Source organism: Amycolatopsis sp. QT-25 (assembly GCF_029369745.1).
Classification (GTDB): domain Bacteria; phylum Actinomycetota; class Actinomycetes; order Mycobacteriales; family Pseudonocardiaceae; genus Amycolatopsis.
Genome location: NZ_CP120210.1, coordinates 2863088 through 2877427, shown reverse-complemented (window position 1 = coordinate 2877427; position 14340 = coordinate 2863088). Strand labels below are relative to the sequence as shown.

Here is a 14340-nt window from a genome sequence, read left to right as displayed (position 1 = left end):
AACATCGGGGCTCAGTCTAGAAGGGCCCCGGTGCCGGGGCGCGCTCGCTGTCCCTGTGCCCGCCGTCGAGCGCCAGGAAAGGTCCTTTCCTTGCGAATTTCGCCAGGAAAGGACCTTTCCTGGCAGGCGAGAAAGCTGAAAGAGCCTTCGCGAGCCTGATGCCTACCTCGGCGGCCAGGGCAGCACGACGGCCGCCGAGCCGCCACCCCGCCGGGTCGGTTCGGCGGCGGCGAGCCACCGGCCGTCCCGCAGCCGTTCGACCCCGGTCGCGGCCCCGATCTCCGCGGGCGCTGTCGAGAAGCCCTGCCCCTTGGCCTTCAGCGCCGCGAGCACCTCGGTCTGGTCGAGGAACGCCTGCTCGACCTGCGCGGCCGCCGAGTTCCGCTGCGAAGCACGCGGTTCGGCGATCGCGTCGACGAGTTTCCGGCCGCGGTCGATACGGCCGGTGAGGATCTGCAGCACCGTGGTGATGATCGACGCGCCACCGGGCGAGCCGACGGCGAGGAAAGGCTTGCCGTGCTCGAGCACGATGGTCGGCGCCATCGACGAACGCGGCCGCTTCGCCGGACCCGGCAGGTTCGGGTCGGGCACACCCGGCGTCACCGGGGTGAAGGAGAAGTCGGTCAGTTCGTTGTTGAGCAGGAACCCGCGGCCCGGAACGACGATGCCGCTCCCGCCCTCCTGCTCGATGGTCAGCGTGTAGGCGACGACGTTGCCCCATCGGTCGGCGACCGTCAGGTGCGTGGTGTTCTCGCCCTCGTACGGCGTCGGCGCGGCGTTCGTCCCCGCCACACACGGCGTCGGCTTGCGCGGGTCGGCGGGCGCGACCGGGCTCGTCCCGGCCTTCGCGGGGTCGATCAGGCACGCGCGGCTGTCGGCGAACCTCTGGCTGATCAGTTCCTTCGCCGGGACGTCGACGAAGGCCGGGTCGCCGATCCACCGGTTACGGTCGGCGAAGGCGTACCGGGTCGATTCCAGGAAGTAGTGCAGGTAGTCGGCCCTCTCCAGCTTCGAGAGCTTCGTGTTCTCGAGGATGTTCAGCGCCTCGCCGACGGTCAGCCCACCCGAAGACGGCGCGGGCATGCCGTAGACGTCGAGTCCGCGGTACCTGGTCTTGGTCGGTTTCCGCTCGACCACGCGGTATCCGGCGAGGTCGGCCGCGGTCAGGTCACCGGGGCGCACCTTCAGGGTCGACGCGGGGTCGACTGGCGGTTTCCGCACGGTGTCGACGACGTCGGCGCCGATCGGGCCGCGGTAGAGCACGTCGGTGCCCTTGGCGGCGAGCTGCGCGTATGTGCCGGCGAGGTCGGGATTCTTGAACGTCGTGCCGACCGCGGGCGGCACCCCGCCGGGCAGGTACAGCGACCGGGTCGACGGGAACGCCGAAAAGCGGGCGGCGTTGTTCGCGATCTGGCCGGCGAAGGTCTGGTCGACGGTGAAGCCCTTACGGGCGAGGTCCTCGGCGGGTTTCACCGCCTTCGCCAGTGACCTGGTCCCCCACTTGCGCAGGGCTTCGTCCCAGGTGGCGGGTGTGCCGGGCACGCCGACGCTCAACCCGCTGGTGACGGCTTCGGCGAACGGGATCGCCTTGCCGTTCTCGACGAAGAGGTTCTCGTTCGCCGTCGACGGCGCGGTCTCACGGCCGTCGAGGGTGTGCACCTTGCCGGTGCGCGCGTCGTAGTAGACGAAGAAGCCACCACCGCCGAACCCGGCGGAGAACGGGTCGGTGACACCGAGCGCGGCGGCCGTCGCGACGGCCGCGTCGACGGCGTTGCCGCCCTCACGCAGGATCTTCGTGCCGATCGCGGTCGCGTCCGCGTCGATGCTCGACACCGCGCCCAGATAGCCGACGGCGGTCGGGGACTTGGGTGTCGGTGGTGCCGCGGCCGCGGTACCCGGCGCGGCCGTGCCGACCAGGGCGGCGATCGCGGTGACTGCGGTGATGCGTCCCAGAGTGCTTCTGTGCGCGGCCATGGCGCGAGTCTGCCCCGCCTGTCCACCCCGGACAAGACCCGGCCGGCCCTGCGAACGTCGGTGGTGCGGTCCGGCCTCGATGAGCAGAATGCGGTCCATGAAGACTTCCGGCAGGCGATGGGGCGTGCTCCTTCCGCTGCTCATCGCCGTCCCCGTCCTCGCGGTCCCCGGCGTCGCCCGAGCCGAAGGCGCGCGTGCCTGCTTCGACGACTCCGCCGCGATCACCGTCGAGGAGAAGCGGCTCACCGCGACCATGCCTTCCGGTGGCCCGGCGGTCGGCCCGGAACTCGTCCGGCTCGCCGGATTCGACAAGCTCGTCTCGGACTTCACCACGCGACTCTGCACGACGAGGACCGCTTTGCGCGCCGAAAAGCTCGCGGAGACCGCCGGTGACGGGCTCTGGCGGACCGCGGTCGACCGCGCGCAGGGCCGCCGCCCCCATCTCGGCACCCTCGACAAGGCCGACGACCGGCCGCTCTATTGGGCGCGCCTGCTGATGAGCAAGGCGCTGCGGCAGTGGACACCGCGCTTCCCGCTGTCCGCGCCCGCCCGCGCGGAACTGCTCAAGACGTTCGACTTCGGCGCCCGCGGCCTCGACGACGCCCGCTTCCCGGCCGGCCACAAACCGCGCCGGGTGCTGGTGAGCGGATTCGACCCGTTCACCCTCAACGGCGCGGGCGTCCGCATCGCGAACCCGTCGGGCGCGGCCGCGCTGCATCTGGACGGCAAGGTGATCCGGACCCCGACCGGGCCGGCGCTGGTGCAGGCCGTGTCGTTCCCGGTGGTGTGGAGCTACTTCGACGCCGGCATCGTCGAGGCGGCGTACGGCCGGGCGTTCGAGGACCGCTTCCGCCGCCCGGAGCTGATCATGACGATCAGCCAAGGCCGTCCCGGCCGCTTCGACATCGAACGCTGGGCCGGTGCCTGGCGCGGCGGTTCGCCGGACAACCTCGACGAGCCCGTCCGCGGCCCGGTCCCGCCCGCCACCGGCTGGCCGCAGCCGGCCGTCCAGTTCATCGAAACCACGCTGCCGTACGAAAAGATGCTCGCCGCGCCCGCCGGGGCCTATCAGGTGCTGTACAACCAGGCGTTCTGTGTCTGGCCGGACGGTGGCGACCCGGGAACGGGAACGGCGGTCTGCCGGACGGACGCGCCGAAGCCCGGTGAGATCGCCGCTTCCGGTGGCGGCGGCAACTACCTGTCGAACGAATCGATGTACCGGAGCAACCGGCTGCGGACAGGACTCGGCCTGGACGGTGTGGCGGGCGGGCACCTGCACACGCCCGTCCTCGGCACCCCCGCCGATCCTTCGGCGCTGACCGACGCCGACTTCGAGGCCCGGCGGGCGGCGATCTCCTCACAGATCGTCACCCTGCTCACCGCCGCCCTCGGCGGCACGGCCACCAAACCCGCTTCGCCCGCTCCGGGCGCTTCGCCGCGCGCCGACGTCCTCGCCACCCCCGGCACGACGTTCTGACCCACGCAATTCGGCACCTGGTTGCGATCGTTGCACGCGCAAGGATCGCAACCAGGTGCCGAATGGCGAGGCTAGATGAGCTCCAAGGGGTCCAGCTGGATCCGGATGGGCTCGGCGGCCTTGCGCGCGTCCCGGCGGGCGGCGGCCCCGTGGATCGCGGCGGCGAGCGCCTTGCCGTCCGGACGTGCGACGCGCACCAGCGCGCGCTCACGTTCGGCGTTGCCGTCCTCGTCGACCTCGCCGAGTGGCACCGGGCCCAGTACCTCGCCGGTCTCCGGGAGGGCGAGGTCGTCGAGCAGTCCGGCGACGGCGTCCGGAGTGCCCTCGATACTCGCCATCCGCATCGCGGGCGGGAAGCCGAGTTCGCGGCGCTCGGCCAGTTCCTGGCTCGCGTGCCAGCCCGGGTCCCACCGCACCAGCGCCTGCACGACCGAAAGACCCGCTTCCGCGCCCACGAACACGCGACCGCCCTCGGTCCCCGGCCGCACCAGTGCCGCGGCCGCCATCCACCGGCGCAGGGTCTCCTCCCCCGCGCGCAGGTCCTGCCGTCCGAGCAGCGCCCAGCCGTCCAGCAGTAGCGCCGCGCCGTAGCCGCCTTCCGCGACCGGCTCGGCCCCCGGCGTGCACACCACCAGCGCCGGTTTCCCCGGCACCGAAGCCAAAACCTCCGACGCGCCCGAGGTCCGCACGGGAAATCCGGAGAACGCGCGGCCCAGTTCCTCCGCGGTGCGCTTGGCACCGACGACGACCGCCCGCAGCCGCACCGAACCACAAGCGGCGCAGTGGAAGTTCGTCTCGGGGACACCGCACCAGCGGCAGGCGGGCGGCCGCGGCGCGCCGTCGATCAGCCCGCCCGGCAAGGAAAGCGGGCCGGCGCACCGGCGGCAGTGCGCGGACGTCCGGCAGTTGCCGCAGGCGAGGCCCGGGACGTATCCGCGGCGCGGAACCTGCACGAGGACGGGGAATCCGCCCGCCAGCGACTGCCGGGCCGCCTCGAAGGCGACCGACGGGAGGCGCGCGGCCTTCGCCGCTTCGTCCCGGGCGACGTCGAAGTCCTCGCCGACCGGGGTGACGCGTGGCGCCGCGGCCCGCAGTTCGGGACGGGCCGCCACGAGAGGCTGCGCCCACCCCGATTCCACCAGGAACTGCGCCTCGGCGGTACGCGCGAACCCGGCGACGAGCATGGATCCCTTCGCCGCGTGCGCGCGGTCCATCAGCACGTCGCGGACGTGCGGGTACGGCGCGTGCTGGTCGAGGTGGACGTCGTCGCCGTCGTCCCACACCACGAACAGCCCCGGATCGGCGACCGGCGCGAACATCGCCGCGCGCGTGCCGACGACGACCCGCACCGCGCCCCGCAGCACCGAGAGCCAGCGGCGATAACGCTCCGCGGGCCCCAGCCCGGCGATCAACGCGACCACGGAATCGGCGCCCAGCGACTCGACGCACGCGTCGTGCAGCCGCGTCAGGTCACGGTGGTCGGGAACGACCATGACGACCCCGCGTCCGGCGGCCGCCGCGACGGTGGCCGCTTCGGCGAGGCGATGTGGCCAGTCCTCACCCGGCAGGGCCTGCCACACGGCGTTGGCCGGACGCCGTTCCGCGACGGCCTCCAGGAAAGCGGGGCCGCTTTCGTACCGCTCCCAGGCAGTGGTCTCGGGCGGCTCCGGCGTCGACGCGGTTTCGGCGGGCGGCTCGGCCTCGACTTTCGCGTGCCGGGACGGGATCGCGAGCCGCAGGACGTCGCTGAGCGTGCCGCCGTACCGGTCCGCGACGGATCGGCAAAGCGTGTGCAGCGCCGGAGACAGCACCGGCTCGCTGGAGGTCACCCTGTCGATGTACGCGAGCTTCCCGGTGAACTCCGTGGTGTCGGCGCGCTCGACGAGGTACCCGTCGACGAGCTGGCCCGCGAACCGGACACGCACCCGGCAGCCGGGCACAGCGGCTTCGTGCAGCTTCTCGGGGATCTGGTAGTCGAAGGTGCGGTCGAGGTGCGTGAGCGGGATGTCCACGACGATCCGTGCCACCGGGTGCTCGGGCGCGGGATTCTGCGCGCCGCGGCGGCTGGCGGTTTTCGCGCGGGACGGTTGGGCCTTCCGCGCCGGCTCGGCTTTCGGAGGCTCCGGAAGATCCCACAGCGGGGTCGGTTCGGGACTGCTGCTCACCCGTGATCTCTACCAGACTGTGTTGCCACTGCCCGTCACCGCGTGCAATGAAAGGTCCCTTCATTGCAAATTTTGCGATGAAGGGACCTTTCATTGCACGCGCTGCTGGGCACGTCTCGCTCGCCGCGGAGCCACGTGAGCTCACCGTGGAGCCACGTGCGCTCGCCGCAGAGTGACGTGCGCTCGCCGCGGAGTGACGTGAAGGCCCCCTTGAGGGACCCAGGGTCTCTCAACGTTCCCCTCACTCGCTGCGGGACGCCACCTACCCCACCAGTCACAACGACACCGTGGGAAGGCCCTTCACGCGACTCAGCCGGAGAAACTCGGTCTTCACGCCTCCCCCAGTACAGGAAGGCCCCCATCCTTGCGCCTAACGCCGTGAAGGACCCCTTCATGTACCTCCGGCAGGCAGAGGCACGCCAGCACCGCGTAGGCCGAGGAGGTCTCACGTGACTGAAGGGACGACACGCGTGATCAGGCGGCCGACACGTGTGACTGGACGGACGACACGCCCCCGCCGCTCAGACCGGTGACGTAGTGAAGGCCTCCCCCTACCCGCAAGGTAGGCAAGGAGGCCTTCACGGAACGGATCAGGCGCCCGCGGCGGACTTCAGGTCCGCGGCCCGTGCCGTGCTCTCCCAGGGGAGGTTCAGCTCGGGACGGCCGAAGTGGCCGTACGCGGCCGTCGGCGCGTAGATCGGGCGAAGCAGGTCGAGGTCGCGGATGATCGCGGCCGGACGCAGGTCGAAGACCTGTGTGATGGCGGCCTGGATCTTCGACGGGTCGACGGTCTCGGTGCCGAAGGTCTCGACGAAGAGGCCCACCGGGGCCGCCTTGCCGATCGCGTAGGCGACCTGCACTTCGGCGCGCGAAGCGAGCCCGGCGGCGATGACGTTCTTCGCCACCCAGCGCATCGCGTACGCGGCGGAGCGGTCCACCTTGGAGGGGTCCTTGCCGGAGAACGCGCCGCCACCGTGCCGGGCCATGCCGCCGTAGGTGTCGACGATGATCTTGCGGCCGGTCAGGCCCGCGTCGCCCATCGGGCCGCCGATGACGAAGCGGCCGGTCGGGTTGACCAGCAGCCGCACGTTGGAGGTGTCGAGCCCGAGCTCGGCGATCTCCGGGGCGACCACGTGCTCGCGGACGTCGACGCCGAGCATCCGCTCCAGGTCGATGCCGTCCGCGTGCTGGGTGGACACGACCACCGTGTCGAGCCGCACCGGCTGGTCACCGGCGTATTCGATGGTGACCTGGGTCTTGCCGTCCGGACGCAGGTACGGCAGCACGCCGTCCTTGCGGACCCGGGTCAGCCGCTGCGAAAGCCGGTGCGCCAGCGCGATCGGCAGCGGCATCAGCTCGGGGGTGTCCGAGCAGGCGTAGCCGAACATCAGTCCCTGGTCACCGGCGCCCTGGCGGTTGATCTCGTCCTCGTCGGATTCCACCCGGGACTCGTACGCGGTGTCGACACCCTGCGCGATGTCCGGCGACTGGGAGCCGATCGCGACGTTGACGCCGCAGGAGTTGCCGTCGAAGCCCTTGGCCGAGGAGTCGTAGCCGATTTTCAGGATCACGTCGCGGACGATGGTCGGGATGTCCGCGTAGGCCTCGGTGGTCACCTCGCCGGCGACGTGCACCTGCCCGGTCGTGATGAGGGTTTCGACCGCCACCCGGCTGCGCGGGTCCTTGGCCAGCAGTCCGTCCAGGATCGAGTCGCTGATGGCATCGCAAATTTTGTCGGGATGACCTTCAGTCACCGATTCCGATGTGAACAGTCTGCTCGTGGACGCGGTCACGGTGCCCGTCACTCCCTCACCTAGACGTCTGATGCCTAGAAAGTTAGGCACCCCTCAGCTTGAACTCAAGCCTACTGACTATCGCTTCGGTGACTCTCGACGCTTCATCAAGGTCACAACAGCGTCCCACAATGTGGACGCCAGTTCGGCCTTGGCGCCGAGCGGGATCGGGATTTCGGTGCCGTCGGACCCCAGCAGCCAGCCCGAGTTGTCCTCGGTGCCGAAGGCCTTTCCCTCACCGACGGCGTTCACCACCAGCAGGTCCGCGCCCTTGCGCTTCAGTTTGACCCTGGCGTGGTCGAGGACGCCGCCCTTGTCGTCCCCGGTTTCGGCGGCGAAGCCGACGACCACCTGACCCTGGGTCCGATCGCGGACCAGCTCGGCGAGGATGTCCGCGTTGCGGGCGAGTTCGACGACGGGATCGGGTGCGTCGTCGGACTTCTTGATCTTGTGATCGGCCCGGTTCGACGGCCGGAAGTCGGCGACGGCGGCGGCCATCACGAGGACGTCGGCGGAGGCGGCCTCGGCGTGCATGGCCTGGCGCATCTCCTCGGCTGTCGACACGTGGACGACCTTCGCGCCCGCGGGCTCCGGCAGCGCGACGGTGTGCGCGGCGACCAACGTGACCTCGGCGCCGCGCTGGGCGGCGACGCGGGCCAGCGCGTAACCCTGTTTGCCCGACGAGCGGTTGCCCAGATAGCGGACCGGGTCCAGCGGCTCGCGGGTGCCACCGGCCGAGATCACCACGCGCACGCCTTCGAGGTCGCGCGAGAGGGCGTTCGGCACGGCGAGCAGGAGCCGGGCGAGGTCGACGATCTCGCCGGGGTCGGCGAGCCGTCCCTTGCCGGTGTCCTTGCCGGTGAGCCTGCCCGCGGCGGGTTCGGCGACGACCAGGCCGCGTGAACGCAGCAGCGCCACGTTGTCGCGGGTGGCCGGGTGTTCCCACATCTCGGTGTGCATCGCGGGGAAGAAGGCGACCGGGCACCGGGCGGTGAGCAGGGTGTTCGTCAGCAGATCGTCCGCGATGCCGTGCGCGGCCTTGGCGAGCAGGTTCGCCGTGGCGGGCACGACGATCACCAGGTCGGCTTCCTTGCCGACGCGGACGTGCTGGACCTCGGGCACCTCGGTGAACACGCCGGTGTGGACCGGGTTCCCGGAGAGGGCTTCGAAGGTGGCCGCGCCGACGAAGTTCAGCGCGGCTTCGGTGGGGACCACGCGGACGTCATGACCTGATTCGGTCAGTCCGCGCAGGACCTCACAGGCCTTGTAGGCGGCGATTCCGCCACCCACGCCCAGGACGACCTTGGGTTTACTCAACGGTGTTCCCGGCAGAGTCGCGCCGGGTCACCTCGACAGCCGCCGTGGCCATCGAGCTCTTACTCACCCTCGGTGTGCTCGAGCAGGCCGCCGTGGATCTCGCGCAGCGCGATGGAGAGCGGCTTCTCGCGCGGGCCCGGCTCGACCAGCGGGCCGACGTACTCCAGCAGGCCCTCGCCCAGCTGGGCGTAGTAGTCGTTGATCTGGCGAGCGCGCTTGGCCGAGTAGATCACCAGCGCGTACTTCGAGCTGACCTTCTCGAGCAGGTCGTCGATGGGCGGGTTGGTGATGCCTTCGAGCTCTTCGTGCAGCGTGGCCTGAGTCGTCACTCGTGGTGCTCCGAATCTTCGGGTGTCTTGTCGCCGGCTATCAAGTTTAGCAACTGCTCAGCGGCCTCTCGCACGTCGGCGTTGACCACGCGCTCGTCGAACTCCCCGGCGGCGGCGAGTTCGCGTTCGGCCTCGGCCAGCCTGGCCTTCACCGCGGCCTCGTTCTCGGTTCCACGACCGGTCAGCCTGCCGACCAGTTCGGCCCAGGACGGCGGCATCAGCATCACCAGCCGCGCTTCCGGCATCGCCTTGCGGACCTGCCGCGCGCCTTGGAGTTCGATCTCCAGGATCGCGTCGCGGCCCGCCGTGAGGGCGCGCTCCACGGGCTCGCGCGGGGTGCCGTAGCAGTTGCCCGCGAACTCGGCGTGTTCCAGCAGCTCGCCGCCGGCGACCATGCGGTCGAACTCGGGCCGGTCGATGAAGTGGTAGTGCTCGCCGTCCACCTCACCCGGCCTCGGCTTCCTGGTGGTCACCGAGACGCTGAAATAGATCTCCGGATCCAGCTTGCGCAGCTCCTTCGCCACGCTCGACTTCCCGACCCCCGAAGGCCCCGATACGACCGTGAGCCGGTGCCGGGAAGAAACTCCCGCCACCGGCTCACCGCCGCGGTCAGCGCCCGGGGTCACCGGGTGGTCCTGACCGGTGCCGCTCACTCGCCGCTGAATTCGGCCAGCAGCGCCTTGCGCTGCCGGTCGCCGAGGCCGCGAAGACGACGGCTGGGTGCGATCTCCAGTCGTTCCATGGTCTGCTGGGCACGGACCTTGCCGACGCCCGGAAGAGCCTCGAGCAGAGCCGAGACCTTCATCTTGCCGAGGACTTCGTTCTCCTCGGCCTGCTTCAACACGTCGACCAGAGTGGTACCGCCCCGCTTCAGCCGCTCCTTCAGCTCAGCACGGATGCGGCGGGCGGCGGCGGCCTTCTCCAGCGCCGCAGCGCGCTGTTCCTCTGTCAGCTGGGGAAGTGCCACGTTTTCCTCCGGTAGTTCTCAAATCTGGGTGGGTGTGGCGACGGTACCCACCCGTTACCTCGGCCCACAATGCGGGGGTGGCTGGTCATGACGGATTCCCGGGCCTGCTATTGGCCTTTTTCCAGGGAACCGAGGGAATCCCGGGTCCGCCGAACGGCCGCACGCAACGCTTCGGGGTCCGGCCCGTGCCTGAGGACGTCACGCGACGACGCGGGGAGCACACCCGGCAGTCCCGGCCCGAAAAGGACCCGCAAATCGGCCGGAGTGGCCCCCTGTGCCCCGAAACCGGGCGCCAGGACGGGACCGTTCAGCTTGCCGAGATCGAGCTCTCCCGGCGTGATGGTGGCGCCGACGACGACACCGATGTCACCCAGGGGCTCCACGCCCGCGTTGTACGCGGCCGCCGTGTCGACGATGTCCTGCGCGACGGTTTTTCCGTTGGGCAGCAAGGCGTTCTGCAGTCCTTGCGCCTCCGGGTTGGAGGTGCGCGCAAGGACGAACAGCCCCTTGCCTTGCGTCCGCGCAACGTCGAGCGCGGGGGCCAGCGAACCGAAACCGAGGTACGGCGACACCGTGATGGCGTCCGCCTCGAGTTCCGCGCCGGCGGGCAGGAACGCCGCCGTGTACGCCGCCATCGTCGAGCCGATGTCACCGCGTTTGACGTCCAGCAGGACGAGCGCGCCCGCCTCCCGGCACACCTTCATCGTCTTGGCCAGAACGGCCACCCCAGGCGGCCCGTAGGCCTCGAAAAAGGCCGATTGGGGCTTGATCACCGCGACCTCGGGCGCGATCGTCTCAGCGGCCGTGAGGGCGAACTTCTCCAACCCGCCCGCGTCCGCCGGGAGACCCCACGCCTGGAGCAACCCGGGATGGGGGTCGATCCCGGCGCAGAGCGGTCCCTTCTCCGCGACCGCCCGCGCCAGCCTCGCCCCGAACCGCTCGCTCACGCCTTGGCCTTCAGCGCCGCCTGGAGGCTCTGCAGCGACCGCACGCCGATGTCGCCCTTGATGACGGCCTCTATCCCGTGCACGGCCGCCGCGGCGCCCTGCACCGTGGTGATGCAGGGGATGTCCCGCGACACCGCGGCGGTGCGGATTTCGTAGCCGTCGATCCGCGGGCCGCTGTTGCCGTACGGCGTGTTGATCACCATCTGCACTTCGCCGCTGAGGATGACATCCACGACGTTCTGCTCGCCTTCGGCCGAACCCTCGTAGTGCTTGCGCACGACGGTGCAGGCGATTCCGTTGCGCCGCAACACTTCCGCGGTTCCCGAAGTGGCGAGGATTTCGAAGCCGAGATCCGCCAGCCGCTTCACCGGGAACACCAGCGAACGCTTGTCGCGGTTGGCGACGGAGACGAACACCTTGCCCGACGTCGGCAGCGAGCCGTAGGCACCGGCCTGCGACTTGGCGAACGCCTTGCCGAAGGAGACGTCCACGCCCATGACCTCCCCGGTGGACTTCATCTCCGGACCGAGCAGCGAGTCGACGCCGTGGCCCTCGGGGGTGCGGAAGCGGTGGAACGGCAGGACCGCCTCCTTGACCGCGACCGGCGAATCGGCGGGCAGGTGGCCGCCGTCCCCCTCGGCCGGGAGGACGCCGGACTCGCGCAGCTCCTTGATCGACGAGCCGGTCATGATCAGCGCCGCGGCCTTCGCCAGCGGTACCGCGGTCGCCTTCGACACGAACGGCACCGTCCGCGACGCGCGCGGGTTGGCCTCCAAGACGTACAGGACGTCGTCCTTGAGCGCGTATTGGACGTTCAACAGCCCGCGGACGCCGACGCCGCGCGCGATGGCCTCGGTCGAGCGGCGCACCGTCTCGATGTCGGTCCGCCCCAGCGTGATGGGCGGCAGGGCGCAGGACGAGTCGCCGGAGTGGATCCCGGCCTCCTCGATGTGCTCCATGACGCCGCCGAGGAAGAGTTCGTCGCCGTCGAACAGCGCGTCGACGTCGATCTCGATGGCGTCGTCGAGGAAGCGGTCCACCAGCACGGGGTGCTCGGGGGTGATCTCGGTGGCGCGGTGGATGTAGCCGGCGAGGGACTCCTCGTCGTACACGATCTCCATGCCGCGTCCGCCGAGCACGTAGGACGGCCGGACCAGGACCGGGTAACCGATCTGGTCGGCGATCCGCTTCGCGCCCTCGAACGAGGTCGCCGTGCCGTACTTCGGCGCGGGCAGCCCGGCGTCGGTGAGGACCTCGCCGAACGCGCCGCGGTCCTCGGCGAGGTGGATCGCGTCCGGGGAGGTGCCGATCACCGGGACACCGGCGTCGGCGAGGCGTTTCGCGAGCGAAAGCGGCGTCTGGCCGCCCAACTGCACGATGACCCCGGCGACGGTGCCCGACTCCTGCTCGGCGTTGACCACTTCGAGGACGTCCTCGAACGACAGCGGCTCGAAGTACAGCCTGTCCGAGGTGTCGTAGTCGGTGGAGACGGTCTCGGGGTTGCAGTTGACCATGACGGCCTCGAAACCGGCCTCGCGCAGGGCGATCGCGGCGTGCACGCACGAGTAGTCGAACTCGATGCCCTGCCCGATGCGGTTCGGCCCGGAGCCGAGGATCAGCACCTTCGGCTTGTCCGTCTGCGCGGTGATCTCCGACTGCGCCGCGGGGTCGGTCTCGTAGGCCGAGTAGTGATACGGCGTCTTGGCCGCGAACTCGGCCGCGCAGGTGTCGACGGTCTTGTACACCGGGCGGACGCCGAGACGGCGGCGCAGCGCGCGGACGCCGTCCTCACCGGCCAGTTCCGGCCGCAGCGCGGCGATCTGGCGGTCCGAGAGACCGGTGCGCTTGGCCCGCCGCAGCAGCGGCTCGTCCAGCACCCGGGCGTCGCGGATCTCGGCGCCGACCTCGCCGATGAGGGCGATCTGGTCGATGAACCACGGGTCGATACCCGAGGCGTCGTGGATCTCCTCGACCGTGGCACCGAAGCGCAGCGCCCGCTCGACCTCGTAGATCCGGCCGTCGTGCGGCGTGCGCAGGGCGTCCAGGATGGACTCCTTGGTCGCGCCTTCGGGGTCGGGGCGGGTCCAGAAGCCGGTGGCCTTGGTGTCGATGGACCGCAGTGCCTTGCCGAGCGCCTCGGGGAAGCTGCGGCCGAACGACATCGCCTCGCCGACGCTCTTCATCGTCGTGGTCAGCGTGGGGTCCGCGCCGGGGAACTTCTCGAAGGCGAACCGCGGCACCTTCACCACGACGTAGTCCAGCGTCGGCTCGAAGGCCGCCGGGGTCTCGCCGGTGATGTCGTTGCGGATCTCGTCGAGGGTGTAGCCGATGGCGAGCTTCGCGGCGATCTTGGCGATCGGGAAGCCGGTCGCCTTCGACGCCAGCGCGCTCGACCGGGACACCCGCGGGTTCATCTCGATGACGACCATGCGGCCGTCGGCCGGATCGATCGCGAACTGGATGTTGCAGCCGCCGGTGTCGACGCCGACCTCGCGCAGCACGGCGATGCCGACGTCGCGCATGTGCTGGTACTCGCGGTCGGTCAGGGTCATCGCGGGCGCGACGGTGACCGAGTCGCCGGTGTGCACGCCCATCGCGTCGATGTTCTCGATCGAGCAGACGACCACCACGTTGTCGTGCCGGTCGCGCATGAGCTCGAGTTCGAACTCCTTCCAGCCGAGGACGCTTTCCTCGATGAGCACCTCGGTGACCGGCGACTCGGAGAGGCCGGTGGAGGCGAGCCGCTCCAGCTCGGCGTCGGTGTGCGCCATGCCCGAGCCGAGCCCGCCCATGGTGAACGACGGCCGGATGACCACCGGGAGGCCGACCTCGGCGACGGTCGCGCGGACCTCGTCCATGTCGTGGCAGACTCGCGAACGCGGCACCTCGGCGCCGATCGCGCGGACGATGTCCTTGAACTTCTGCCGGTCCTCACCGCGCTGGATGGCGTCGACGTCGGCGCCGATCAGCTCGACGCCGTACTTCTCCAGGACGCCGCGCTCGTACAGGGCCACGGCACAGTTCAGCGCAGTCTGCCCGCCCAGCGTCGCGAGAAGAGTGTCGACGGGGCGCCCCTGTGCTTGTTCAGCGGCGATGACCTTCTCGACGAATTCCGGGGTGACCGGCTCGATGTAGGTGGCGTCGGCGAACTCGGGGTCGGTCATGATGGTCGCCGGGTTCGAGTTCACCAGCGAGACGCGCAGGCCCTCTTCGCGGAGCACACGGCAGGCCTGGGTGCCGGAGTAGTCGAACTCCGCCGCCTGGCCGATCACGATCGGCCCGGAGCCGATCACCAGCACGTGCTGGATGTCTGTCCTCTTCGGCATTACTTGGCCTTCTCCGTGTCAATCATGGCGCGCGGTCGACGAACG

The 14340-nt window shown here is 70.3% G+C and carries 10 protein-coding genes; 1 reads left to right on the top strand and 9 read right to left on the bottom strand.

Annotated elements, in window-relative coordinates; genetic code table 11:
- Positions 1 to 162 precede the first annotated feature (162 nt).
- A complete protein-coding gene (gene ggt, locus P3102_RS13535; RefSeq protein ID WP_276369414.1) occupies positions 163 to 1974 on the bottom strand; it encodes a gamma-glutamyltransferase in 1812 nt (603 codons plus the stop codon).
- Between the two features lie 97 nt (positions 1975 to 2071).
- Here ggt and P3102_RS13530 point away from each other — a divergent pair, with 97 nt between their 5' ends.
- Entirely contained in the window at positions 2072 to 3451 is a 1380-nt protein-coding gene (locus P3102_RS13530) for a hypothetical protein (protein WP_276369412.1), read from the top strand.
- 71 nt (positions 3452 to 3522) lie between these two features.
- On the opposite strand, the gene P3102_RS13525 is transcribed toward P3102_RS13530, so the two are convergent.
- The 8 genes from P3102_RS13525 to carB all read right to left on the bottom strand — a co-directional run bounded on the left by P3102_RS13525 (position 3523) and on the right by carB (position 14295).
- Positions 3523 to 5616, bottom strand: coding sequence for a primosomal protein N' (locus P3102_RS13525; RefSeq protein ID WP_276369410.1), 2094 nt, complete (start codon positions 5614 to 5616; stop codon positions 3523 to 3525).
- A 590-nt stretch (positions 5617 to 6206) separates the two neighbouring features.
- Entirely contained in the window at positions 6207 to 7409 is a 1203-nt protein-coding gene (gene metK, locus P3102_RS13520; RefSeq protein ID WP_276371145.1) for a methionine adenosyltransferase, read from the bottom strand.
- Between the two features lie 78 nt (positions 7410 to 7487).
- Positions 7488 to 8726 (bottom strand): bifunctional phosphopantothenoylcysteine decarboxylase/phosphopantothenate--cysteine ligase CoaBC, encoded by a 1239-nt coding sequence (gene coaBC / locus P3102_RS13515; RefSeq protein ID WP_276369409.1) that lies wholly within the window; start codon positions 8724 to 8726, stop codon positions 7488 to 7490.
- Between the two features lie 59 nt (positions 8727 to 8785).
- Positions 8786 to 9055, bottom strand: a complete 270-nt coding sequence (gene rpoZ, locus P3102_RS13510; protein WP_005152353.1) for a DNA-directed RNA polymerase subunit omega — start codon at positions 9053 to 9055, stop codon at positions 8786 to 8788.
- On the bottom strand, positions 9052 to 9708 hold the full coding sequence (gmk, locus tag P3102_RS13505; RefSeq protein WP_276369407.1) for a guanylate kinase: 657 nt from the start codon (positions 9706 to 9708) through the stop codon (positions 9052 to 9054). Before gmk ends, rpoZ begins: the two co-directional genes overlap by 4 nt.
- The gene (mihF, locus tag P3102_RS13500) at positions 9705 to 10022 is read right to left on the bottom strand and encodes an integration host factor, actinobacterial type (protein ID WP_003096398.1); all 318 of its coding nucleotides are present in this window, start codon (positions 10020 to 10022) and stop codon (positions 9705 to 9707) included. Before mihF ends, gmk begins: the two co-directional genes overlap by 4 nt.
- A 107-nt stretch (positions 10023 to 10129) precedes the next feature.
- Positions 10130 to 10969 carry an orotidine-5'-phosphate decarboxylase gene (gene pyrF / locus P3102_RS13495; protein ID WP_276369405.1) on the bottom strand — a complete coding sequence of 280 codons (840 nt, stop codon included), beginning with the start codon at positions 10967 to 10969 and terminating at the stop codon, positions 10130 to 10132.
- Complete coding sequence (gene carB / locus P3102_RS13490) at positions 10966 to 14295, bottom strand: carbamoyl-phosphate synthase large subunit (RefSeq protein ID WP_276369403.1); 3330 nt, start codon at positions 14293 to 14295, stop codon at positions 10966 to 10968. The genes pyrF and carB overlap by 4 nt, the downstream gene beginning before the upstream one ends.
- Between the last annotated feature and the right edge of the window lie 45 nt (positions 14296 to 14340).